Annotated in this window: 23 protein-coding genes; 7 read left to right on the forward strand and 16 right to left on the reverse strand. The window is 72.1% G+C overall.

Translation table 11 applies throughout. The features are described from left to right. Nucleotides 1-12 precede the first annotated feature (12 nt). Genes H7827_RS14015 through H7827_RS14040 form a run of 6 tightly spaced genes read right to left on the reverse strand, consistent with a single transcriptional unit; the run spans nucleotide 13 to nucleotide 4,493 of the window. Complete coding sequence (locus H7827_RS14015) at nucleotides 13-228, reverse strand: tautomerase family protein (protein ID WP_030732957.1); 216 nt, start codon at nucleotides 226-228, stop codon at nucleotides 13-15. Nucleotides 229-237: 9 nt separating this feature from the next. Beyond that, nucleotides 238-1,068, reverse strand: coding sequence for a hypothetical protein (locus H7827_RS14020; protein ID WP_432745452.1), 831 nt, complete (start codon nucleotides 1,066-1,068; stop codon nucleotides 238-240). Then, a complete protein-coding gene (locus tag H7827_RS14025; RefSeq protein ID WP_432745454.1) occupies nucleotides 1,065-2,273 on the reverse strand; it encodes an MFS transporter in 1,209 nt (402 codons plus the stop codon). The genes H7827_RS14020 and H7827_RS14025 overlap by 4 nt, the downstream gene beginning before the upstream one ends. Continuing rightward, nucleotides 2,273-3,031, reverse strand: coding sequence for an SDR family NAD(P)-dependent oxidoreductase (locus tag H7827_RS14030; protein WP_432745456.1), 759 nt, complete (start codon nucleotides 3,029-3,031; stop codon nucleotides 2,273-2,275). Before H7827_RS14030 ends, H7827_RS14025 begins: the two co-directional genes overlap by 1 nt. A gap of 20 nt (nucleotides 3,032-3,051) precedes the next feature. Then, on the reverse strand, nucleotides 3,052-3,660 hold the full coding sequence (locus tag H7827_RS14035) for a hypothetical protein (protein ID WP_432745458.1): 609 nt from the start codon (nucleotides 3,658-3,660) through the stop codon (nucleotides 3,052-3,054). A gap of 56 nt (nucleotides 3,661-3,716) precedes the next feature. Then, nucleotides 3,717-4,493: an AfsA-related hotdog domain-containing protein gene (locus H7827_RS14040; RefSeq protein WP_432745460.1), complete on the reverse strand. Its 777-nt coding sequence runs from the start codon at nucleotides 4,491-4,493 to the stop codon at nucleotides 3,717-3,719. A gap of 219 nt (nucleotides 4,494-4,712) precedes the next feature. Here H7827_RS14040 and H7827_RS14045 point away from each other — a divergent pair, with 219 nt between their 5' ends. From H7827_RS14045 to H7827_RS14055, 3 genes are all read left to right on the forward strand, one after another. Beyond that, nucleotides 4,713-5,711: a beta-ketoacyl-ACP synthase III gene (locus H7827_RS14045; protein WP_432745462.1), complete on the forward strand. Its 999-nt coding sequence runs from the start codon at nucleotides 4,713-4,715 to the stop codon at nucleotides 5,709-5,711. A gap of 30 nt (nucleotides 5,712-5,741) precedes the next feature. Continuing rightward, entirely contained in the window at nucleotides 5,742-6,026 is a 285-nt protein-coding gene (locus tag H7827_RS14050; protein ID WP_432745464.1) for an acyl carrier protein, read from the forward strand. A 159-nt stretch (nucleotides 6,027-6,185) separates the two neighbouring features. Then, nucleotides 6,186-7,094 carry an NHL repeat-containing protein gene (locus H7827_RS14055; protein WP_432745466.1) on the forward strand — a complete coding sequence of 303 codons (909 nt, stop codon included), beginning with the start codon at nucleotides 6,186-6,188 and terminating at the stop codon, nucleotides 7,092-7,094. A 48-nt stretch (nucleotides 7,095-7,142) separates the two neighbouring features. Here the strand turns inward: H7827_RS14055 and H7827_RS14060 are convergent, their stop codons facing one another. Both H7827_RS14060 and H7827_RS14065 read right to left on the reverse strand, forming a co-directional pair. Next, on the reverse strand, nucleotides 7,143-7,772 hold the full coding sequence (locus H7827_RS14060; protein ID WP_386535583.1) for a helix-turn-helix transcriptional regulator: 630 nt from the start codon (nucleotides 7,770-7,772) through the stop codon (nucleotides 7,143-7,145). Between the two features lie 278 nt (nucleotides 7,773-8,050). Then, nucleotides 8,051-8,752 (reverse strand): HAD family hydrolase, encoded by a 702-nt coding sequence (locus H7827_RS14065; protein ID WP_386535580.1) that lies wholly within the window; start codon nucleotides 8,750-8,752, stop codon nucleotides 8,051-8,053. A gap of 340 nt (nucleotides 8,753-9,092) precedes the next feature. On the opposite strand from H7827_RS14065, the gene H7827_RS14070 reads away from it, so the two are divergent. After that, a complete protein-coding gene (locus H7827_RS14070; protein ID WP_432745469.1) occupies nucleotides 9,093-10,157 on the forward strand; it encodes a L,D-transpeptidase family protein in 1,065 nt (354 codons plus the stop codon). A gap of 25 nt (nucleotides 10,158-10,182) precedes the next feature. Here the strand turns inward: H7827_RS14070 and H7827_RS14075 are convergent, their stop codons facing one another. Then, entirely contained in the window at nucleotides 10,183-11,562 is a 1,380-nt protein-coding gene (locus H7827_RS14075) for a glutamate decarboxylase (RefSeq protein ID WP_432745471.1), read from the reverse strand. A gap of 80 nt (nucleotides 11,563-11,642) precedes the next feature. On the opposite strand from H7827_RS14075, the gene H7827_RS14080 reads away from it, so the two are divergent. Continuing rightward, the gene (locus H7827_RS14080) at nucleotides 11,643-12,632 is read left to right on the forward strand and encodes a ketopantoate reductase family protein (protein WP_432745473.1); all 990 of its coding nucleotides are present in this window, start codon (nucleotides 11,643-11,645) and stop codon (nucleotides 12,630-12,632) included. Nucleotides 12,633-12,735: 103 nt separating this feature from the next. Here the strand turns inward: H7827_RS14080 and H7827_RS14085 are convergent, their stop codons facing one another. The 3 genes from H7827_RS14085 to H7827_RS14095 all read right to left on the reverse strand — a co-directional run bounded on the left by H7827_RS14085 (nucleotide 12,736) and on the right by H7827_RS14095 (nucleotide 17,687). Beyond that, nucleotides 12,736-13,179, reverse strand: coding sequence for a DNA-binding protein (locus H7827_RS14085; RefSeq protein ID WP_386535568.1), 444 nt, complete (start codon nucleotides 13,177-13,179; stop codon nucleotides 12,736-12,738). Nucleotides 13,180-13,278: 99 nt separating this feature from the next. Next, nucleotides 13,279-16,566, reverse strand: coding sequence for a substrate-binding domain-containing protein (locus H7827_RS14090; protein ID WP_432745476.1), 3,288 nt, complete (start codon nucleotides 16,564-16,566; stop codon nucleotides 13,279-13,281). Between the two features lie 143 nt (nucleotides 16,567-16,709). Next, entirely contained in the window at nucleotides 16,710-17,687 is a 978-nt protein-coding gene (locus H7827_RS14095; RefSeq protein WP_200365845.1) for a pectate lyase family protein, read from the reverse strand. Between the two features lie 259 nt (nucleotides 17,688-17,946). Between H7827_RS14095 and H7827_RS14100 the strand changes: the two genes are divergently transcribed. Beyond that, on the forward strand, nucleotides 17,947-18,168 hold the full coding sequence (locus H7827_RS14100; RefSeq protein WP_432745478.1) for a DUF2277 domain-containing protein: 222 nt from the start codon (nucleotides 17,947-17,949) through the stop codon (nucleotides 18,166-18,168). Nucleotides 18,169-18,420: 252 nt separating this feature from the next. Here the strand turns inward: H7827_RS14100 and H7827_RS14105 are convergent, their stop codons facing one another. Together H7827_RS14105 and H7827_RS14110 are read right to left on the reverse strand one after the other, a co-directional pair. Beyond that, entirely contained in the window at nucleotides 18,421-18,666 is a 246-nt protein-coding gene (locus H7827_RS14105; protein WP_432745480.1) for a DUF5302 domain-containing protein, read from the reverse strand. 221 nt (nucleotides 18,667-18,887) lie between these two features. Beyond that, complete coding sequence (locus H7827_RS14110; protein ID WP_432745482.1) at nucleotides 18,888-19,403, reverse strand: MarR family winged helix-turn-helix transcriptional regulator; 516 nt, start codon at nucleotides 19,401-19,403, stop codon at nucleotides 18,888-18,890. A 179-nt stretch (nucleotides 19,404-19,582) separates the two neighbouring features. Here H7827_RS14110 and H7827_RS14115 point away from each other — a divergent pair, with 179 nt between their 5' ends. Beyond that, entirely contained in the window at nucleotides 19,583-20,812 is a 1,230-nt protein-coding gene (locus H7827_RS14115; RefSeq protein ID WP_432745484.1) for an FAD-dependent monooxygenase, read from the forward strand. Nucleotides 20,813-20,849: 37 nt separating this feature from the next. Here H7827_RS14115 and H7827_RS14120 read toward each other — a convergent pair whose 3' ends face one another. Further along, nucleotides 20,850-21,410, reverse strand: a complete 561-nt coding sequence (locus H7827_RS14120) for a hypothetical protein (protein ID WP_432745486.1) — start codon at nucleotides 21,408-21,410, stop codon at nucleotides 20,850-20,852. 140 nt (nucleotides 21,411-21,550) lie between these two features. After that, nucleotides 21,551-23,230, reverse strand: coding sequence for a DUF885 domain-containing protein (locus tag H7827_RS14125; RefSeq protein ID WP_432745488.1), 1,680 nt, complete (start codon nucleotides 23,228-23,230; stop codon nucleotides 21,551-21,553). Nucleotides 23,231-23,279: the final 49 nt, after the last annotated feature.

Consider the following 23,279-nt stretch of genomic DNA (forward strand, 5'->3'; position numbering starts at 1 on the left):
TACGGCGTACGGTCAGCCCCGCCGCCGGCTGAGTTCGGGGAATTCCGGATGGGTGGCCATGATCCCACCCTCGCCCCAGCGATTCTGCGGAATCTCCTGGATGACGACGGCGATCTTGTCCAGGGGTGCGCCGGTCACGGCATGGGTGGCCTTGGTGATCTCCTCGATCAGCTCCTGGCATTTCTCATCGGTCTGATTCGGCCAGGTTGTCACCGTGATAAAGGGCATGAATCGCTCCTAGGGTTGTGTGGCGAACTCGTGAAATGCGAGGGATTTGAGTTTCAGCTGGGCGTGGATGTCACCGCCCAGGCCGTACCAGCCGATCGCGCCGCCGTAGCTGGTCTGATAGCTCATCCACAGCACGATGACGTTGACGATCCGGTTGCCGCCCGGGTCCACCGGGAACGGGTTCGGCAGGGTCGCGCCGTAGCTGGCCGCGCCCGTGGCATCCGTCACGAAGACGTTGGGGACGCCGAGCGGTCCGGGCCGGGTGGGTCCCGCCGGGTCGAGGTCGTGCGCGCGCAGCGACATCACCGTGTACAGGCTGTTGGGGATCAGCCCCTCGCATCGCATACGAAAGTCGGCGCTGCGCCGGTCGGCGGACTGGGTCACCTCCAGCTCGCCCCGGGCCCGTAACCATTGGCCGTAAGTGATCGGTTCGGTGACCTTCGGGCCGTCCTCCGGCCGCAGATCCGGGATCGGCGCGCGGTGCAGCGGATAGCTGGGCCGTACCTCGCGCCCCGCCCCCGGGCGCTGCTCGGGGGCGAAGACCATGGAGTAGTTGGTGCACGGCAGCGGGAGCGGCAGGGTGTACAGCACCATGTCCTCGTCGCCGGCGCCGTCCGGCGCCAGTTCGCGGACGATGGTGTACGGCGCCTGCTCGCCGAACGGCGGGAGTTCGCTCGCGGCGCTGACGATCGCCGCACCCCACGAGCGCTCCCCAGAGGCGTGGTTGAGCATGCCGAGGACCACGAAGTCGCCGTCCTCGTTCATGATCTCGCTCGGTGGGTAGGGCGGCCCCTGCGTGGTGAGGTCCAGTGCGTAGGTGCGGGACAGACGCGTACTCATCGGGGGGTCTCCTCCGTTCGCGGGAAGCCGAGGAAGGCCAGGGCCAGCGCCCCGGCGACGGCCGCCGCCCCGGTGCCGGTCACCGCGGCCCAGCCGCCCGCCGACCACACCGGGCCGAGCGCCGCGCTGGACAGCGAGCCGGCCAGCAGGCATACGAGCAGGTAGAGCGAGGACGCGGCGCCCGCCCGCTCCGGCGGGGCGGCCCGCGCCAGCAGCACCAGGACGGCCGGCTGGCAGGAGAACACCCCGAGGAAGACGAGGAGTACGCCCGCCGTCAGCAGCACGGGGCCGGTGGCCACGCCCAGCGCGCCGATGCCGGCCGCCACCAGGGCGAGGCCGAGCAGCACCATGCGGCGGGCGCCGATCCGGCTGCTCAGGCGGCCGGCCAGCGGCGCCCCGGCGACGCCGATCAGTCCGGCGAGGCTGACCGCGCCGATCGCGCCCGCGCCGTAGCCGAAGGGTTCGCCGCGCAGCCGGTAGGTGAGGAACGTGATGACGCCCAGGTAGCCGAAGAACAGCAGCGAGCCGATGGCCAGCGGGCGCAGTACCGGCGGGTGCGTGGTCATGCGGGCCGCCGCCCGGTACGCCTGGGCCAGGCCCGGGGAGTTCGCCGCCGCCGGTGGTGCGGGTGGTGCCGGGAGGCGGGTCACCGCGAACGCGGCGGCGAGGTTCAGCAGGGCCAGCAGCAGCAGCCCCTCCCGCCAGCCCGCCCAGCCCGCGACCAGACCGGTGAAGGAACGGCCCAGGGTGATCCCCGCGACGGTCGCGCCGATGATCAGCCCGAAGTACAGCCCGGTCTGGCCCGGCGGCGCGATCCTGGGCATCAGCGCGATCATCGCCGCGGGCACCGCGGCCGCGGCGATGCCCGCCAGCGTCAGCAGCGCCGCGAACAGCGGCAGGTTCGGCGCGGCGGCTGCCGCCGGGAGCAGAAGGGCGACGGCGACCGCGCCCGAGCCGCCGAGCACGGTGGTGCGGACCCGGTCGGTCAGCGGCCCGAAGAGGAAGAACGCCAGCGCGTAGGCGAGGGTGGTGACGGTGAACGCCAGCCGTACGCTCTGCGCGCCGGTGTCCAGGGAGGCGGCGATCTCGGGGAAGACCGGCTGGGTCAGATACACGGTGGACACGGCGCAGCAGGTGGCCGCCGCCGCTGTGAGCGGGGCGCGCAGCGCGGTGGCCGGCGCGGCCGGGGGCGCGAGCGCCGTCATCACACCGCCACCGAGGCGCCGCCGTCGACGGTGATCGACGCGCCGTTGATCTGCGCGGCGGCCGGGGAGAGCAGGAAGGCCACCGCCTGCGCGATGTCCTCGGGGGTGGGCAGCCGTCCGTAGGGGGTCTTGGCGGCGAAGTCCGCGCCGGTCTCCCGCGCGGTGCCGCCGAAGCGGCGGGCCAGGTCCTCCAGGGTGCGCGACCACAGCGGGGTGTCGGTGGCGCCGGGGTCCACGGTGTTGACGCGCAGCCCGTGGGCGCCCAGATCGCGGGAGATGGCCTTGGCGAAGGCGCCCAGCCCGGCGTTGACGGTGCCGTTGATGACGAACAGCGGGTCGGGCTCGCGGCGGAAGGAGCCATTGATGAACACGATCCGGCCGCTGCCCCGTTCCACCATGGCGCGGGCGACGGTACGGGTGAGGCGGACCGCGCCGAGCAGCTTGCCGCCGATCGTGCTGTCCCACAGGGCGTCGGTGGTCTCCAGGAGCGGGGCGACCGGCCCGTCCCCGGCGGCGTTGACGAGCACGTCGATGCGGCCGAACCGTTCCAGGACGGTGCGGATGCCCTCCGTCACGGAGTCGGGGTCGTTGATGTCGAGGACGACCGGGACGCCGGCCTCCAGCCGTTTGCGGGTGGCCTCCAGGCGGGCGGCGTCGCGGCCGAGGAGGATGACGGTGGCGCCGTCGTGCACCAGGCGTTCGGCGATCGCGCCGCCGATGCCGCCGGTGGCGCCCGAGATCACTGCGATGTCGCTCATGTGGCTGCTCGCTTCCCTGCTCAGGCCGTGACGCGGGCGTAGATCCGGGTGTACAGGCCCCGGTCGGTGATGTAGGTGTCGCCGGCCTGGCGGACGATCTCCTGGTACGCGGGGGAGGTGAACACCGCCTGGTAGGTATCGGGTTCGACGGAGAAGCCGGAGACGAACAGCACGCCGGGCTCGGTGGACAACAGCGAGTGGTAGGCGAGGAAGACCTCGACCTCGGCGTGCTCGCGCACCACCTCGAAGATGGTGCGCTCGCGCCAGGCGCGATAGCCGTCGTACACCGGCGGCTTGACCTCGACGTGCCGCAGCTGGAGGTACGGGGTGGCGGGCAGCGGGTCGTCGGTGTCCTTGGGCGCCTCGACGAACGCGACGACCTGGCGGCGGAAGTCGCCGGCCAGCAGCGGGGCGAGCGCGTCGGCGGCGGCGCGGTGGGCGTCGGCGTGCTCCGCGATGTCGTCGGCGCCGGTGAGCGGGGTCAGCTCGACCAGCAGCCCTTCGCCGTCCAGGGAGCGGAAGAGGGCGGAGCCGGGGGCGGTGGGGTGGGCGCTCCAGGTCTCGGCGGCCTTGTCGACGGCGTCGGTGAGGACCGGGACTTCGGTGACGAGCAGCAGCGGTGCGGACACGGGGGTCTCCTCCGTGGTCGGGGCGGGTGATGGAGTGGGGGTGGGCGTTCGGGGTGTCAGGCGGCGACGCTGGCGAGCACGCCGCTCACCGCGCGGGCGGCCTTGCGGCGTTCGATGGCCGCGATCCGGTCGGTGGGCAGCGCGGAGAATCCGATCTCCCCGGCGGCGACCGGCCGGCCACCCTGGCTCAGCTCGGTGTGCAGCGCGAATTCCAGCTGCTGACCGGGGCGTTCGAGGGAGATCTCGCGGACGGTGCCGCTGATCTGGGCGGGCAGCGGGAAGAGGAAGCCGGCGAAGTCCAGCCGGACCGAGTTCCACACGATGTAGAAGCTGGTCAGCGGCCAGCGGTCGCGGTAGCCGTGCTCGAAGACGCCGAGGAACAGCTGGCGGGCGGCCTCGACGATGACCATGCCCTGGACGTGCTCGCCGGTCTGGTGGTCCAGCAGCAGTTCGTTGTCGCCGTGCACCCGGATGCCGGCCGTGTACGTGCGGTCGCCGGTGCGCCGCAGGCCGGCCAGCAGGACGTTGTCGGCGCTGCGCTTGTGGACGATGTCGCGCCCGACCGGTTCGAGGCCGGGGTCGGCGAACCGGATGCGGTCGGCGAGACCGCGCCGGTCGATCGCGGCCTGCAGATAGGCGCGTTCGAAGCGGCCCACGCCCTGGCCTTCGTGGAGGCGGACGCCGCCGTCCGCTTCTCCGCTTTCCGGGTCGCCGTTTTCCGTGTCGTACCGGCCGGCGCCGATGTCGGCCGCGAGGGCGGAGACGGTGCGGACCACGCCAGGTCCCGCGAATCCGCTGAAGCGATCCGCAACCACCATGACATGCGTGCTCATTTCCCGTTCCTCTCCTGGAAATAGAGATGTAACATCGATGCGGGAAGCCCGCGGATCATCCTCGTTTCCGGAATCTGCGGCCACAATCGGGAAGAGTGGGGTAGCCCTTCGGGCAGGCCCCCCGATATCCACTGCCGGCGTCGCCGCTCTGCGCGTTGACGCCGCTTTGTTCTCCGCGCTTCCATGGGCCTCCGGATTCTCTGGAGGAGATGACCCGACATGGAATTAGGAGCACGGGCGGCGGTGCTGGCCGGAATCGGCTCGTGGCTGCCGCCCAGGATCGTCACGAATGAGGAGCTGGCGGGGGAACTCGATACCAGCGACGCCTGGATACGCACCCGTACGGGAATAGGCAGCCGGCATGTGAGCGCGCCGGGGACGGCGACCTCCGACCTGGCGGTGGAGGCCGGCAGCCGGGCGCTGAAGTCGGCGGGCGCGGCCGAGGCGGACGCCGTCCTGGTGGCCACCACCACCCCGGACCGCCCGTGCCCGGCCACCGCCCCCGAGGTGGCGAGCCGGCTGGGGCTCGGCCCGGTGCCCGCCTTCGATGTGGCGGCCGTGTGCAGCGGGTTCGTGTACGGGCTCGCGGTGGCGTCGGGGCTGATCGCGAGCGGCTCCGCGCGGCGGGTGCTGCTGATCGGCGCCGACACCTACTCGACGATCCTGGACCCGGCGGACCGCACCACCCGCGCGGTGTTCGGGGACGGGGCGGGCGCGGTGGTGCTGCGGGCGGGTCAGGCGTCCGAGGTGGGCGCGCTGGGCCCGTTCGACCTGGGCAGCGACGGCGCGTTCGCCGATCTGATCACGGTGCCGGGGGGCGGTTCGCGCCAGCCGGTGGGCGGTGACCGGTACTTCCGGATGCAGGGCAAGAAGGTCTTCCGGCGGGCGGTCGCGCAGATGGCGGCCTCCTCGCGTGCGGTGCTTGAGCGGACCGGGTGGACGGTCGCGGACGTGGACCGGGTGGTGGCGCACCAGGCCAACCAGCGGATCCTCGACGCGGTCGCGGCCGAACTCGGGGTGCCGGCCGGGCGGGTGGTCTCGCAGATCGAGCGGGTGGGCAACACCTCGGCCGCCTCCATCCCGCTGGCGCTGGCCGACGCGGCGCTCGGCGGCGGGCTGCGGCCCGGGCACCGGGTGCTGCTGACGGCCTTCGGCGGCGGGCTCACCTGGGGATCGACGGTACTGCGCTGGCCGGACGTCACGCCGGTCGCGGGCTGAATACGAACGAGCGGAGAGGGAGTTCAGGACATGCAGGACACGAGAGAGGCGAATGGAATGGAAGCGGACGTGCGGGCGAAGGTTACGGGAATCCTCAGAGAAAATTTCGAAGTCGACGCGGCGGCCCTGGACCGCGACCCGACGCTGGACGATCTGGCCTTCGACTCGCTGACCATCGTGGAGTTGGCGACCGCGCTGGAGAAGGAGTTCGAAACCCCGGTCGACGAGGAGGAACTCTCCGCCGAGCTGACGGTTTCCGGGCTGCTGCGGCTGGTGCTGGAAAAGGCGTCGGCCGGTACCGCCGTGCGCGGCTGACCGGGCTGTCCTGACCGTTCCGTATACGAAACGGAACGGGCACCGGGGCGTTCACGGACAGCGTGGTCCGTTCGCCCTTGCGCTGGAGTGCACTCCATTTTGTATGTTGTTTACCCACCGGGGTTTCCCGCCCTCTTTCCTTTCTGCCACGAGGTGGTCATGCGTCCCTTATTGCCGCGACTTGTCATGGCCGGCCTGCTGGTGACCTGCGCGACGGCGTGCGCCGGCGGCGGCGACTCGGCGGACGGTGACACCGCCACCGGCGGAACCTCCGTCTCCTCCCCGCCCGCCACCGGCGACCCCGGACCGGGCACCGACGAGGACACGAACGCGGCGGCCGGGACCGACGCCTGGCACGGCGCGGACGGCTTCTCCTCGCCGACCGGGATCGCCTTCGGGCCCGACGGCTCGGTGTACGTGTCCAACTGGTCGGCGGGCACGGTCGAGCGCATCGCCGCCGACGGCACCCGTACGACGTACGCCGAGGATCTCGGCTCCCCCGCCGGACTGGCCGTGGACGCGGAGGGCGACCTCTATGTCGCCGACTACACCCGGGACGTCATCGTGCGGGTGAGCGCGCCCGGCGAGGTGAGCGAGTTCGCCTCCGGGTTCCACACCCCCACCGGCATCAATTTCGACCCGGACGGGAATCTGCTGGTGACCAACCGGGCCAGCGACGAGATCGTGCGGGTGGCGCCGGACGGCGGCGCCGAGGTGATCGCGCGGGGTCTGCACACCCCGGTCGGGGTGGCCGCGAACGCCGGCGGTGAGATCTTCGTGTCGAACTACGTGGGCGGCGAGCTGTCCCGGGTCACGCCGGACGGGACGGTCGAGACGTTCTCCACGGACTTCGACGGCCTCGGCGTCGGCCTGGTGGTGACCGGGAACGACGAGCTGTTCGCGGTGGACCGCGCGGCCGGCGAGATCAAGCGGGTGGACCCGGACGGCAGTACCGAGGCGGTGCTCGGCGGGCTGAACTCCCCGGTCGCCCTCGGGGTGGACGCGGCGGGCGTGCTGGCCACGGCCGCCTGGGGCGATGCCACCCTGTACGCGGTACCGCTGGAGTGAGGGGCCGGCGCGTCGCCTTCGTCGCGCCCGTCCGGCCACCGCTCGCCCTCACGTGGCGCGCGCGTATCTCTCGTACAGCCCCTCTCTGAGCGCTCTGGAGACGGCAAGGGTGCGGTTGTTGCAGTCCATCTTGGCCAGGATGTTGGCGACCAGCCGCTTGGCGCCGTGCTCCGATATCTGGAGCCGGCGCCCGATCTGCTTGTTGCTCATGCCGTCCACCATGAGGACCAGCGCCTGCTGCTCGCGCGGGGTGAGCCGCAGCTGGGAGCGGGCCGGTTCGTGCCGCTGGGTGGCCAGGACCAGCAGATCGTGGGCGAGTTCGGGCGGGATGGCGACCTTGCCCTGGGCGACGGCGGCCAGGCCCCTGTTGAGGGTGGTCTCGTTCACGTTGCCGATCTTCATGAATCCCGCTCGCAATCCTGTCACCTTGGGCAGTTCCACCAGGCCGTCATCGTCGATGAGCAGCATGATCTTCGCGCCGCGCTCCTCACGCTGCCGTAACTCGGCCGCCGAGGACTCCTCGACCTCACCGAGCAGGGCGATCAGCACATCGCCCGCGCCGAGTCCGGCGGCGAGCGCGCCGCCGAGACCGGCGACGGCCCGCACCTCCACTCCGGGCGGCAGCTGAAGCATGCGCTCGACGCCGTAACGGAGCAGTCCGTTGCCGATGCCGATCACGACTCTACGGGCGTTGATTTCGGGTTCTCGGTGATTCTCGTTCTGACTTCCCCTTGCACCCAACACGGCTTCTCCCCGTCCGTTTGAGTTGTTCTCGCAGGACCTGCGGTCAACCCTTCAAGGTTACTCCAAGGATTGCCCGGGAACCGGTCAGGAGTTCGGATGTGACGTGGGTCACCGGGCATTGTTCCGAAGAAGTCGGAGAAGTCAAAGAATCCGTAACGCCCGGGAAATAACGCGCCGTTCACCTGCCGGGCACCGGGGAAACCGATGGAGAATTAATGCGGTACGGAATGGGTGGCGGGGCGGGCCGCGGGACCGTCGGGGAGCACCGTCCAGCCGTGCTCGCGCGCGTGCGCCAGCAGCGCCGGATCACCGCCGGCCACCACGTGCGGATGACCGACCTGCCGCAGCATGCCCAGGTCGGAAAGGTGGTCGCCGTAGGCGTGGCAGTCGGCCGCCGCCAGGCCGAGTGAGGCGATGGCGGCAGCCACCGCCTCCCCCTTCGCGGGGCCGATCATCGGCCGCACCACCTCGCCGGTGAGCCGCCCGGCCGCGTCCGTGACCGGCTCGGTGCACAGCAGCCGGCCCGCCCCGTACTCCGCGGCCAGCGGCCCCAGTACGGGACGGAAGGAACCCGATACCAAAGCGATGGCGGAACCCTGGGCACGGTGCCGGGTCAACTCCGCCGTGACGGCCGGCACGAACGCGTCGGGGGTCACCCGGTAGGCCGCGTACCACTCCTGCCCGGCGCGGGTGAGTTCGTCCAGAGAAATTCCCGCGAACAGCCGGTAGTAGGCGCGGTTCACTTCGCTGCGGTCGACTTTCCCGGCGAGTGCCCTGATCTCCGCCATCGTCTTCTCGTACGCGTCGCCCGAATCGCCGTTGGCGGCCATCCAGAATCGAAGAAAAGCGAACATGCTCTTGGTCCTGATGACTGTCTCGTCGACATCGAAAAAGGCCGCTGTCCTGTTTCCCATACCGTCGCCTCACCCTGCGGAAGACAATAGACCCGCCCATCCTGCCCAGCCGTGACGCGCGAAGACAGACCGACTTCGGCCTGCCCCATCGGCTACGCCGGTCGGCGGACCGGCACGGCCCGCGCAAACAGCCGGTGAATGGCGCGCCGATAGCGGGATGGAACCGGGCCGCGCGCGCCGACACACGCGCCCCCGGAGCGCGCGACCGGCGCATGGGCACATCCGACACACCTCCGATACCCCATCGTTATGGCCTGGTCGGCAACGGAACGGCCGGTTAGCGCATCTTTACTACTGAGACCTACGAAACCTTCAGGGGGACATGGTGCGCTCCGCGCTCATGCACAGATCGTCCGTCGCCGTCGCGGCGCTCACCGCGGCGGCTCTGCTGCTGACCGGATGCGGTGGCCAGGGCACTTCGGACGACGCGGCTCCGCCGCCCGCCGACTCGGCCCCCGAGGCCGACCAGGTGGACGACAAGCCGGCCGACGAGGAGCCGGAGGAGGAGCCGGAGCCCGCCGAGGAGGTCGTGCTCGACTTCGGCGACGAGTCGGACCAGGTGCGGGAGTTGCAGGCGCGGCTCGCCCAGCTGGACCACTTCGCCGCCGACCCCACCGGCTTCTACGGCGATGTCACCGTCGGCGCGGTCGCCGGTTTCCAGGAGGCGCAGGACCTGGAGGTCTCGGGCACCGTCTTCGAGAGCACCTGGTCGGCGATCACCGAGCTGAGCACCGTCCCCAGCCAGCAGGAGCTGTACCCGCCGCAGCTGGTCATGGGCTACGGCGACAACACCGACACGGTGCGCGAGCTCCAGGCGCGGCTGATCCAGCTCGGCCACTTCGACGAGAAGCCCACCGGCTACTACGGCGACGTCACCTCGGCCGCCGTCCGCGCCTTCCAGCAGTCGGCCGGCATCGAGGCGACCGGCCAGGTGGACGAGTCGACCTGGTCCGCGCTGAAGGAGCAGACCAGCGAGCCGGCCCGGGACGACATGTTCCCGCCGATCGAGGTGCCGGAGGTCGAGACCCCCGCCAACCTCGACGAGCGCTGCATGACCGGGCGCGCGCTGTGCATCTCCAAGACCACCAACACGCTGTCGTGGGTGATCGACGGCACGGTGCAGACGACGATGGACGTGCGCTTCGGTACCGAGGAGTACCCCACCCGTGAGGGCGAGTTCGACGTCTACTGGAAGTCCCGCAACCACCACTCCACGCTGTACGACTCCCCGATGCCGTACGCGCTGTTCTTCGACGGCGGCCAGGCCGTGCACTACTCGGAGAACTTCGCCGCCAACGGCTACAACGGCGGCTCCTACGGCTGTGTGAACGTCCGTGACGAGGCGGCCATCGCCGCGCTCTTCGACGACGTGCGCGAGGGCGACAAGGTCATCGTCCACTGGTGACGACGCGGCGGGCGGGCCCGCCCGCTCAGTGATGGAACGCGGGGCGCTGCTCGGCTGTGGCCGCCGGATGGCGGCCCAGCTCGGCCAGCGCCCCGCGCATGTCCTCCAGCAGCAGCTGCACCAGATCGCGGCTCACCCCGTGCCGGACCACCACCCGCTGCACCACGGTCTCCTGCCGGTCGGCCGGCAGCGGATAGGTGGGCACCTGCCAGCCGCGCAGCCGCAGCCGTTCGGCCAGGTCGTACAGGGTCCAGGTGCTGTGGTCCGGCGCCAGCGTCCAGCAGACCACCGGCAGCCCGGCGCGGCCGTCGTGCAGCACCCGGAACGGCCCCAGCGCGGCGAGGGAGTCGGCCAGCGCCACCGCCGTGTCGGCGCAGGCGCGCTGCACGGCCTGGTAGCCGGCCCGGCCCAGCCGCAGCAGGTTGTAGTACTGCGCGACGATCTCCCCGCCGGGGCGGGAGAAGTTGAGCGCGAAGGTGGGCATGTCACCGCCCAGGTAGTTCACGTGGAAGACGAGTTCGGCGGGCAGTTCGGCGGCGTCCCGCCACACCACCCAGCCCACGCCCAGCGGCGCGAGCCCGAACTTGTGCCCCGAGCAGTTGACGGACTTCACCCGGGGCACCCGGAAGTCCCACTTCAGGCCCGGCTGGAGGAACGGCGCCACGAAGCCGCCGCTCGCCGCGTCCACATGGATCGGGATGTCGACCCCGGTGCGGGAGGCGAGCACGTCCAGCGCCGCGGCGATGTCCTCGACCGGCTCGTACGCGCCGGTGAAGGTCACCCCGAGGGTGGCGACCACCCCGATGGTGCGCTCGTCGCAGTACCGGGCCAGCTGCGCCGGATCGGCGGTCGTGCGTCCCGGCAGCAGCGGCATCTGCCGCAGCTCGATGTCGAAGTAGCGGGCGAACTTCTCCCAGCACACCTGCACCGGGCCGCACACCAGGTTGGGGCGGTCGGCGGGCAGCCCGGCCGCCTCGCGCCGCGCCCGCCAGCGGCGGTGCAGGGCGAGCCCGCCGAGCATCGCCGCCTCGCTCGACCCGGTGGTGGAGCAGCCCACGGCCGCCTCGCCGTGCGGCGCGTGCCACAGGGCGGCGAGGATGTGGACGCAGCGCGACTCCAGTTCGGCGGTCTGCGGGTACTCGTCCTTGTCCACCATGTTCTTGTCGAGGGTCTCCGTCATCAGCACCCGGATCTCCGGCTCGGACCAGGTGGTGCAGAAGGTGGCCAGGTTCTGCCGGGAGTTGCCGTCCAGCGCCAGTTCGTCACGGATCAGCTGGTACGCCTCGCGGGCCGGCATCGACCCCTCGGGGAGGGTGTAGCGCGGCAGGGCCCGGCCGCTGCCGGGCAGCGCGTACAGATCGTCGGCCTGGTCCGTACGCTCCTGGGTCACACGGTGGAGGGGCACGCCTCCACGCTGCGCCCGGCGGGCGTGCCGCGCAACCGTACCTGCGCCGATCCGGCGACGCCCGGGTGATGATGGCGGTTATGCGCTACATCATCATCGGAGCGGGAGCGGTCGGCGGAGCCATCGGCGGGCGGTTGCACGAAGCGGGTCACGAGGTCGTTCTCGTGGCGCGCGGCGCGCACTACGCCCAGTTGCGCGACGGCGGCCTGCGACTGCGTACCCCCGACGCCTCCCTCACCCTGCCCATACCCGCGGCCGACCGCCCCGAGGCCGTCAGCCTGCGCCCGGACGATGTCCTCGTGCTGGCCGTCAAGACCCAGGACAGCGTGGCCGCGCTGGACGCCTGGGCCGGCCGGCCGGTCGAGGGCGGCGGCACCGCCGGCGAACTGCTGCCCCTGCTGTGCGCGCAGAACGGGGTGGTGAACGAGCGGCTGGCGCTGCGCCGTTTCCGGCGCGTGTACGGGGTGTGCGTGTGGCTGCCCGCGCAGTTCCTGGCCCCCGGCATCATCACCGCGCCGTGCGCGCCGCTCACCGGCATGCTGCACATCGGCCGCTTCCCCGGCGGTACGGACGAGGTGGCGGCGCGGATCGCGGCCGACCTGGACAAGGCGTACTTCCTGGCCCCGGTGGCGCCCGACGTGATGCGCTGGAAGTACGCGAAGCTGCTGTCGAACCTGGCGAACGCGGTGGAGGCGGTGACCGGTTCGGCGAGTGAGCCGGACGCGGCCGAACTGGCGGCCCGGGCGCGGGCGGAGGGCGTCGCGGTGCTGGAGGCCGCGGGCATCGGGTACGCGAGCGAGGCGGAGCAGGCGGCGCTGCGCGGGGAGCGGATGCGGCTGCGTCCGGTGCCGGGCGGCGACCCGGCGCACGGCTCGTCCTGGCAGAGTCTGCGGCGCGGCGCGGGATCGATCGAGGCGGACTACCTGAACGGCGAGATCGTGCAGCTGGGACGGTTGCACGGGGTGGACACCCCGGTGAACGAGGTGCTCCAGCGCACCGCGAACCTCTTCGCGCGCGAGGGGCGGGCGCCCGGCTCACTCGCGGCGGCGGATCTCCTGCGGGGAGCCTGAGCCCCCGGCCCCGCGCCCCGGCGCGGGGCCGTATCCGTCTCAGGCCGGGGCCGTCTCAGGCCGGATCCGTCTCAGGCCGTATCCGTCTCAGGCCGGGGCCGTCTCAGGCCGGGGCCGCCGCGCCGCCCTCGTCCTCCGGCAGCCGCTCGGTCAGCCGGGCGTGCCGCTGGCGGGCGGCCTGCGGGGTGCCCAGGCCCAGGCCGAAGGCGATCTCCTGCCAGGTGAGCCCGCGTCCCCGGGCCATCTCGATCAGCCCGGCCTCCACCTCGTCCAGTTCGGCGCGGGCGCGGGGCACCAGGGTGAGCGCGGCGGTGATGTCGGCGCGGTCCACCTCCGGTTCTCCTTCGACGGGGAGCGCGGCGCCGCTGAGCAGGAAGGACACCAGCCGGACCGCCTCGTGCGGGGCCAGCACGTGCGGGTGGGTCTGCCGCGCGCGCTGCTCCGCGTCGGCGGCGTGCCGCTCGGCGATCCGGAACAGGGCGGTGTAGACGCGCTGGGCGCGGGCGGCGCCGGCGTCGGGGGGTGTGAAGGGGTCGTTCTCCGTCATGCCTTCATGCTGCGCGCCTGAACGCATTCTTGTCAACGGATTGAGTTGAACAGTTTGTTCACTTCGGGCGGTCGGGCGGCGGGCGTCGGGGCCGGGGGCTCAGCCGCCCGCCTCCCGGCCACCGTCCCGGTAGGCGTGCGGGGTGTGGCCTGTGTGGCGGCGGAAGACCCGGGTGAAGTAGGCGCGGTCGTGGAAGCCGACCGCGCGGGCGATGGTCCGGATGTTGTCGTCGCTGTTCCGCAGCCGCGTCCTGGCCCGGCGGATGCGCAGCCGGGTCAGGTAGTCCCACAGGGTCAGGCCGATCTCGCGGTGGAACAGCCGCCCCAGATGGTCCTCGCTCACGCCCGCCGCCTGCGCCACCTGCCAGCGGGTGATGCGCTCCCGGTAGTGCGCCTCCAGATAGGCGAGCGCCGCGCGCACCGGCGCGGGCGCGGGCTCCGTGCGCTGGGTCATCGCCGTCAGCAGCGCCACCGTCTCCGACCCCGTGAGCACCTCACGCCCCAGCAGCACCAGGCCGGGATGCGGCTCGGCGCGCCGGACGTCCACCGCCGTGAACCCGTCGTCGCTCAGCATCAGTACGGGCGTCGCCGCGGGTGCGCCGGTCAGTTCGCGGGCCTGGTCGACCAGGTCGAAGCCGTCCATGTCGGGCAGCACGCGATCGGTGATCAGCAGCGCGGGCGGCTGCCCGGCCTCCTCGGCGAGCAGCGCGAGCGCCGTGGTGCCGTCGGCGGCGGCCCGTACCGTACGCCCGGGCAGGACGGCCGTCGCCAGCCGGCGCAGTTCCTCGCGCACGGACGGCGAGGCGGTCGCGATGAGCGCGGGGAGCGTGAGCCCCGGAGGGCGCAGCGCGGTGAGGGCGCTGTGCAGATCGGGGCGGCCGTACGCGGCGGAGCCGGAGCCCCCGTACAGCAGGAACGGGGTGTGCCGCAGCGCCGGGTGATCGTGCAGCCGGCGGATCATCGACCACTCCTGGGGCCGGGCGTGCGCGGTGTCCCAGGCGATGGCGGCGGGCCCGGGGGCCGCGGTGAGGGTGGCGAGGTCGTCGTCGGGGTGCAGGCGGTGCGGCAGCAGGCCGTGGCGGCGGGCCAGCGCGATGAGTTCGGGGGGCGGCGCGGTGGAGGTGGCGATCAGCAGGGTGCGGCCCGGGCGCGCGGCCCGGTCGGCCGGGGGCGCTCCCCGGACGAAGTCCGGCGGCGGGGCGGGCAGCGGGAGTTGCAGGACAAAGGCGCCGTCGGCGAAGCCGAGCGCGCCGCCGTGCAGCACGGCGAGCCGGCGGGCGATGGCCAGACCGAGACGGGAGCCGGGCTCCCCGGTGGCGAACGGCTGGAAGAGCTGGTCCGTCTCGCCCGGCGCCGGCCGCAGAGCGGGGGCGGTGAGCCGCAGAACGAGGTACGGGGGCCGGACATCGGCGGTCAGCCGGCTGCCTGGGCCCGCCGCTGCGCGGCGCAGATTGCCGAGGATCTGCCGCAGCCTGGCCGGGTCGGCGGCGATGGCCGGCAGCCGGGGGAGGTCAGCGCACCCGGCGCCGTACATCTCGATCAGGAGCGGCCGGGGGTCGAGCAGTTGCCGATCGAGATCGAGCGCGTCGATCTCCGAACGGGACAGATCCAGCAGGTCATCGATCAGCAGCAACAGCCGTGCGGCATCCGCGTGCCCCGGGTCGCCCGGCCGGAGGTGCCGCAGGATCGCCTCGACAGGGGTGCGCAGTTCATCGGTGGCATCGTCCAGCAGCCGGGTCTTGCCACGGCTGGCCCGCTCGGCGGCATCCCGCGCCCGGCGCACCTCCTCGAACAGCCGCACACCCTTCAGCGCCGCGCTGATCTGGTCGCCCAGCGCCCGGAACAGCCCGCCGTGCCGGGCGGCGACGCGGCGCGGCCCGGCGGTGAACAGGGCGAACCCGAGGTGTTCGGAGCCGATGTGCAGCGGTTCCAGGACGGCCGTCCACCGCTGCGCGGCGGGTAACGAGCGGTCGACGGCGGCCAGTTCCGGAGTCCCGCCCAGCAGCAACTCGGCCCGGGGGACGCCCAGCGGCGGCAACTGGCGGTCCAGGGCGGCGGTCAGCGCGGCGGTGTCGGTGACGGTGGTGAGCGCGGTGGCCAGTTCCTGGAGCCGCCGGGCCTCCTGCTCCTTCGTCCAGCGTTCGTACTCCAGCAGCCGCTGCGCCTTGTCGGCCACCATGAGGCGGGCCTGGCCCAGCAGCCGTTCGCGGCGCGCGTCACCCGGCATCGGGCCCCTCGCGCGCATCGCCAGCAGCGCCCGGTCCCAGACGGCGGCCTGCTCGTAGCTGTGGATCCGGCTGCCGATCAGCCGCTCAAGACCGGCCAGGAACGCCGTACCGCCCGCCTCCTCCCGCAGCGCCGGGGCCAGCTCGGCCAGAGCGCGCGGCAGCGCGAGGTCCTCCGCCGGACCTTCCCCCGGGTCATGGCCCGGGTCATCGGTGAAAGGGCCCCCGTCGGCCGGCGGTTCACCCTGGCTCACCAGCGGCGAGTGACACCCGCAGGACCTGCGGATCACCAGGGTGCCGGGCACCGCGCGGCGGGTGGGCGGCGCGGTGCCGCGCAGCCGGGCGAGCAGGGTGTCCACGGCCAGCGCGCCGAGTTCACCGAAGGGCAGCGCGACGGAGGTGAGGGGCGGGTCGCTGATCCGCGCCTCGACGGAGTCGTTGAAGCTGATCAGCGCCACGTCCTCGGGGACCCGGATGCCCCGGTGGGTGAGGAAGCGCAGCGCGTCGGCGGCGAGTGCGTCGCTGCACGCGATGACGGCGTCGAAGTCGCGTCCCGGGCGCAGTCCGCGCACATCGAGCAGGACGCGCATCGCGGCGGCGCCCGCGCCCGGCGCGAAGTCGACGGATGCGGTGACCAGGGCGCGGTCGTACGGGATGTGGTGACGGGCGAGGGCGTCCGTGTAGGCGCGGAAGCGGTCCACGGAGACCGGGTTGGCGAGTGGTCCGCGCAGGCAGGCGAGCCGGCGGCGGCCGTGCTCCCCCGTGAGATGGCCGACCGCGCGGCGCATGCCGGTGTTGCTGTCCAGCAGCAGCGTCTCGTGGTCCTCCAGGGCGCGATTGAGGCTGACGACGGCGGGGAGGGCGGCGAGGCGTTCGGTGAGCCGGGCGGCGGGGGCGGTGCCGGGGGCGGGCAGGCCCAGGGTGGAGGTCCAGCAGATCGCGCCGTCGAGGTGCTCGGGGGAGATCAGCCGGTAGAGGGCGTTGCGGGCGGCGCCGTCCGCACCCTCCGGGCGGAGGGCACCCCCGGGGAAACAGAGGACGTTGACATCGTTGCGCTCGGCCGCCTCCAGGACGCCGGACCACAGGGTGGCGCCGACACCCAGGTGGATGTTGGCCGTGACGAGCCCGATCGTGGGCCGGGGCTGACGCCGTGCCGTGGCCATGGAGGGCTTCCTCGTCCGCCGTGGGACATGTGCAGAGGAAGATAGCCCCATGACCGTACCCGGACAAGGCCATGGCCTGTCCGGGTACGGGTGGTGCGCGACGGCGCGGGGTCGTGCGGGGTCGTACGGAGTGGATACGGGCGTCAGATCTTCCCGGCGCCCGCCCCCGACTGGACGATCGACTTGACGCTGGACGCCGCGTCGAGGCTGTAGCCGTACGGGATGCCGTTCACCGAACCGCCGGCCTGGCCCGAACCGGAGTTGACGAAGTGGTTGTTGCGGGCGACCAGGGTGCCGGCCGGGGACGAGCCCTCACCGAGGTGGAAGGGGTCCCTGGTGTTCTCGAAGTAGTTTCCCTCGACCAGGACGCCGGCTTCCTTGGTGGAGGCGACCCCGTAACTGGTCACCCCGCCGTAGTAGTTGTTGTACACGTGCACCGGGTTGCCGAAGCGGACCCGGGGGTTGCGCTGGTTGGTGCCGTCGAACCAGTTGTGGTGGTAGCTGACCCGCAGCTTGCCCCGGTCCTGGGAGGCGTTGCCGTCGTCGTGGCCCAGCAGCATGGTCTTGTCGTGGCTGAAGACGCGGTTCCACGACACGGTGATGTTGTCCGAGGCCCGCTTGATGTCGACGAGCCCGTCGTAGGCGCTGGACAGCGTGTTGTGGTCGACCCAGACCCGGGTCGAGTTCTCGATGTTGATGGCGTCGTCGTTCGAACCGGAGAAGGTCAGGTTCTGGATGATGACGTTGCTGACGCCGCTCACATTGAGGCCGCTGCCGGTGATCCGGCCGCTGGTGCCGACCCCGAGGATGCTCGTGTTGGCGGAGACCTTGGTCATCGAGCTGAGCGAGATCGTGCCGTTGACCCGGACCTGGACCGCGCCGGAGCGCTGCACGGCCTCGGTGAACTGGCTGGCGTTGGTGACGGTCACCGTGGTGCCGCCCGCACCGCCGGTGGTGCCCGCCCCGAAGCCGGTGGGGCTGCCCACGGCGAGGGTCGACACGGTGTCCTGCGGTACTTCGGCGGCCGATCCGCTGGCGGCGGTCAGTGCGCCCAGCGTCGCCACGGCGGTCGCGATGGCCGCGACCGATGCCAGCTTGAACCTTGCGCTCGTCCTGCGCATGCGATTCTCCGTCCGGTGTGGGGGGGTGGGAGGGATGGGTCGCGCGGCTCGGCATACAGGGAGTGATGACCTGATGCCGTGGAGCAATGCCTCGATGCTAGGGCGGAACCGTGTGGACGATGGCGGGCCGCCTGTGGACTATTGCGCGCTTGTGTTGTGAGGCGGTGAGCCGAGGCTGTTCGGCTGTGCGAACTCCGCGAACCGGTCCGCCGGGCCAAAGGGCCGTGGCGTTGTCAGTGGGTCGCGGCACACTGGAGACATGTGCAGAAGCATCAAGACCCTGCGGCCCCCGATGACCCCCGAGGTGACGGAGGGCGACATCGAGGCGGCGGCACGGCAGTACGTACGCAAGGTGAGCGGCTTCCGCGAGCCGGCGGCGCACAACAAGGAGGTGTTCGAGGCGGCGATCTCGGACATCACCGCCGCCACCGAACACCTGCTGGCTCATCTGGAGGTCAGGAACACATCGCGTTCTCGATGAGCGCGCGGGTGGCGTCGCCCTCCGGCACCGGGGTGCCGTCCTCGGTGGTGCCGTTGCGGGTCATGAACCCGCTGGTGTGCTGGAGCAACTGGTGCACCGTGATCGCGGAGCCGTCGATGCCCTCCCCTGGACCAGGGCCGGGCAGCCAGTCCGCGACGGCCGGGCCGCCCCCCAGGAACCGCGAAAAAGGCGCCCGACTCGGTTCTCCGCCGTCGGGCGCCTCGCGCGGGCCGGTCAGGCGCCCGTCAGGGCTCAGCCGCCGCTCTTGCGGCGGAACGAGCGCTGACTCGCGGCCGGGCCGTGCGCCGCACGCACCTTCGCCGCGCCGGGGTTGCCGCCGGCCTCGGCGGCGTTCGCCTGGGTACCACTCTTGCGGTCCAGCGCTTCGCGGAACTTGCGCTTGAGGTCGTCGTTGCCGTCGCTGTCCGGCGCGAGCGGGGCGGCCTCGGGGGCGGCGTCCGGCTCCGAACCTTCCGGGGACACGTTCTCTGCGGTCATGATGACCTCCTGCGGTTCGGGGTGAGACAGCACAGCTTGTCATGCCCGGCGGGTGAGGGGCGCCGCGCGACCATTCCCGCGAACTCCGCACGCACACCGCCGCCGCGCGGACGACCGGCACGAACGGACAGGAACGGACGGGAACGGACGCGGACCGACCCCGGCCCGGGCGCCCCGGACGCCGGCCGACGGGCAGGCGGCAGCACCGTGCACGCCACCCCCTACCCCTGCTCCCCCTCCTCCTCCGGCAGTGCCAGCCGGGCCAACACGTCGTCGGCGAAGCGGGCGAGAAGGCGGAGGAGGTCATCGCGGTCCTGCCGGGGCCAGTCGGCGAGGACCTCGGCGAGCCAGCCGAGCACCGAGGCGACATAGCGGCGTGCGGCCTCGTTACCCGTCTCCGTCGGCTCGATGAGGCTCGCCCGGCGGTCGAGGGGGTCGGCGATACGCCGCACGAGGCGGCGCTTCTCCAGGGCCTGGACCTGACGGGTGACGTGCGGGCCCACGACCTGCATGCGTTCGGCGATCTCCCCGATGCGCAAGGGCTCCCCGGCCGCGAGCAGGGAGACCAGCACCCCCACGGCGGGGCGGTCCAGGGAGGGACCGGCGGCCTCCACGGCACGCTCGATGAGCCGGCCCTTGTTGAACGCGGAGCTGAGCCGGGTGATCCGGGGCAGCACGGCGAGCAGGTCGTCGGGCGAGAGCCCGGGCGCGGGCTCCCCGGGGGACTCGGGGGTCATGGCACCTCCATTTGCATACCTGAGTTAGGTATCTATATCGTTGGGGACGAAGCCGCGGCGCAGAGGAGCGCCGTATGGCCTCATAAAGGATACCTAAGGTACGTATTTTTGGCCGTCTTCCGGGGCGTGCCGCGTACCGCCTCCGTGCCGGGTCCGCCCGGCGGAAAGGTGCCATTTCCATGACGCACCCGACGTCCACGTCCGCCCCCCGTCGCGTCCTGATCTCCGGGGCCAGCATCGCCGGTCCCACCCTCGCCTACTGGCTCGACCGGTACGGCTTCGAGGTGACCGTCCTCGAGAAGGCCACCGCCGTCCGGGGCGGCGGCTACGCGATCGACATCCGCGGCACGGCCCGGGAGGTCGTGGACCGCATGGGCCTGCTGCCGCGACTGCGCGAGGCCCACATCGACACCCACCGGGTCTGCTTCCTCGACGCCGCCGGGGACACGGTCGGCGCGGTGCAGCCCGAACAGGTGACCGGCGGCGAGAGCGGCCAGGACCTCGAGGTCCGGCGCGGCGACCTGGCCGACGCCCTCTACGCGCCGCTGCGGGACCGCGTCGAGTTCCTCTTCGGCGACTCGATCGCCACGCTGGAGGACGACGGGGACGCCGTGCACGTCGTCCTGGACAGCGGCACGCGCCGCACGTTCGACCTCGTGATCGGCGCGGACGGACTGCACTCGAACACCCGCCGGCTGGTCTTCGGACCCGAGGAGCCCTTCCACCGCTACCTCGGGCACGTCTTCGCGGGCTTCACCCTGCCCAACGAACCCGGCTTCGCGCACGAGGCGTTCATCTGGAGTGAGCCGGGACGCAGCGCGGTCATGTACGCCTACGAGCCCTCCGAGCCCGTGCACGGATTCCTCATCTTCGCGCGCGACACCCCGCCCTTCGAGGCGTTCCGCGACCCGCGGGCCCAACGCGAGCTGGTCGCCTCGCAGTTCCCCGAGCAGGTGTGGCAGGTGCCGCGGCTGGTGGCGGCGATGCGGGCGTCCGAGGACCTCTTCTTCGACATCGTGAGCCAGATCCACATGCCCGCCTGGTCCCGCGGGCGGGTCGCGCTGGCGGGCGACGCGGCGCACGCGACATCCTTCCTCTCCGGACAGGGGTCGAGCGTCGCGCTCGTCGGCGCCTACGTCCTGGCCGGCGAACTCGCCTCGCACGCGGACCACGCCGAGGCCTTCGCGGCGTACGAGCGCCGGATGCGCCCCTTCGCGGAGCGCAACCAGGCGCTGTCCACCGGCGGCGGCACGATCGTCATACCGACGACGCGTGCCCAGGTGGACGCCCGCAACGCGCTGCTCCGCGACCCGGAGGCGATGGCGAAGGAACTGGCGACGGCGGACGCCGAGGCGCGACGGGCAACGCACTCGTCCCTGACACTGCCGGAGTACCCGACGGGACGCTGAGCCGCGCTCTCCCCCACCCCGGCCAGCCGGTCAGCCCCTAGGCGGCGCGCTCCTCACAGGGCACGCCGTCGATGGCGGCGGCCATGTAGGGCTGGATCAGCTGGGAGAGGACCTCGACGGATTCCTCGTCACCCTCGGGATGGGTCATCTCCAGTGAAACCATGAAGGACTCCGTCATGTGGTGGCTCTCGCTCACGGCAAGGGTGCAAGGCGCCTGGGCCATGGCGGCACCGGGCCACACCATGGCGTTGAACTCACCGCCGACGGCTTCGCCTTCCCCCTCACCGACGGAGACTTTGTCGAAGGACTCCCAGGCGTAGGTGGCGGAGTGAACCACTTGACTGCCGTCGACCTCAATCGTGCAGGTATCTCCGAGCAGCGTGAGCGGCCCTGACAGGTCGAAGGAGTCCTCCACGGCGAGCTGTGATCCCGGTGGGAACGCGGGATCGTAGAGGTCCTTGGGCACGTCGAGACCGCAGAGGTCACTCGGCACCGCATAGGTGCGCTCCGCGGAGTCGCCTCCGCAGGAGGTGATCAGCAGCACCGATGACAGCATCACCACTTGGCTGCCCCTGAGGAACCCGGCGAGCACGGACATTTCCCACCCCGTCCCACCCCGTCGTGCCTGCCCCACCCGCGACGCGCGCCATTCTAGGCGGGCGGAGCCGTCACGGAGGCCGTCGTGCCCTGCCCGATACCGCGCGTGGAGACGGCGAGTTGGGCAGGGCACGCGGGAGGTCACAGCGCGGAGATCTCCTCCGTCAGATCGTCCAGGCCGAGCGAGCCCAGGGACAGGGCCGCCATGTGCCACGCCTTCAGGTCGAACGCCTCGCCCCGCGCCGCGCGGGCCGCGTCCCGGCCCGCCAGCCAGGCCCGCTCGCCGAGCTTGTAGCTGATGGCCTGCCCCGGCATGCCCAGGTAGCGGGTCAGTTCGGAGCGGGTGTACTCGGGCTCCTGGCCGGTGTGGGTCATGAAGAACTCGGTGGCCAGCTCAGGGGTCCACACCTCGCCGGGGTGGTAGCTCTCACCGGCCGGGACCTTCAGCCCCAGGTGCATGCCGATGTCGATGATGACCCGCACGGCGCGCAGCATCTGGCCGGAGAGGTAGCCGAGACGGTGCGCCGGGTCGGTGAGGTAGCCGAGTTCGTCCATCAGCCGCTCCGCGTACAGCGCCCAGCCCTCGGTGGCCGCGCTGACCGAGCCGACGCTCACCTGGTAGCGCGAGAGCCGTTCCTGCACCAGGACCCACTGCGCCAGCTGGAGGTGGTGCCCGGGGACGCCCTCGTGGTACCAGGTGGAGACGACGTTCCACACCGGGAAGCGGGTCTCGCCCAGCGTCGGCAGCCAGGTGCGGCCGGGGCGGGCGAAGTCCAGGGAGGGGCGGGTGTAGTACGGGGCGGCGGCGCTGCCGGGCGGGGCGATGCGGGCCTCGACGCGCTTGATCGGGTCGGCGAGGTCGAAGTGCGTACCGTCCAGGTCGACGATGGCGCGCTCCATCAGGTCCTGGAGCCACCGGCGCATCTCCTCCTCGCCGTCGATCGCCTGGCCCTTCTTCTCCAGGTGGTGCATCGCGGCGAAGGTCGACTCGCCGGGCAGGATCTCGGCGGCCACCGCGTGCATCTCGCGCTCCAGGCGGTGGAACTCCTCCCAGCCGTAGGCGTAGGCGTCCGCCAGGTCCAGGTCCGAGCCGGTCCAGCGGCGGGCGGAGAGGAGATAGCGTTCGCGGCCGACCGCGTCGGGGGTGCCGGCCACGGCGGGCAGGTAGTCGTCGCGCAGGTAGGCCCGCAGTTCGGCCAGGCCGCCGGTCGCGGCGTCGGCCGCCGCCGCCAGTTCGGCGCGCCGGGCCTCGGGGCCGCTCGCCGCGAAGGTGCGGTACCAGTCGGACTCCAGCCAGGCGTCGAGCTGTTCGATGACGGTCTCGACCTGGCGGGGCGCGGCGTTCAGGCCACGTCCGGTGCCCGCGCGCAGCGATTCGGCGTAATCGCGCAGCGCCGCCGGTACGTTGTGCAGGCGGCGGCCGATGACGGCCCAGTCGTCGTCGGTCGTGGTGGGCATCATCAGGAAGACGGAGCGCTGCTGTTGCAGCGGGGAGAACAGGTTGCTGACCTGCCGCAGGTTCTCGCCCGCCTCCTCCAGGGCGAGCGAGGCGCCCAGCCGTTCCCGCAGCAGCCGTGCGGCGCGCCGCTCGTCGGCCGACTCGGCCAGGCCGGCGCGTTCGGCGGCGTCCAGGGCGGTGAGGGTGTCGCGCTCGACGGTGGCGAGGGCGGCGTGGCCGTCCGGCGAGTAGTCGGGGAAGCCGTCCGCGCCGGGGTTGACGCCCAGTTGGGTACCGACGACGGGGTTGAGTTCCACGAGCTGGTCGACGTAGGCGTCGGCGATCCGGCGGGGCGTGGTGGGGGAGGAGTCAGATTGCTGCATCGTGCCATCCTCTACAACACGCGGACCAAAGGGAAGGAACGTCTGTTCG

This window comes from Streptomyces sp. JH002 (assembly GCF_050916115.1).
Classification (GTDB): Bacteria; Actinomycetota; Actinomycetes; order Streptomycetales; family Streptomycetaceae; genus Streptomyces; species Streptomyces xiamenensis.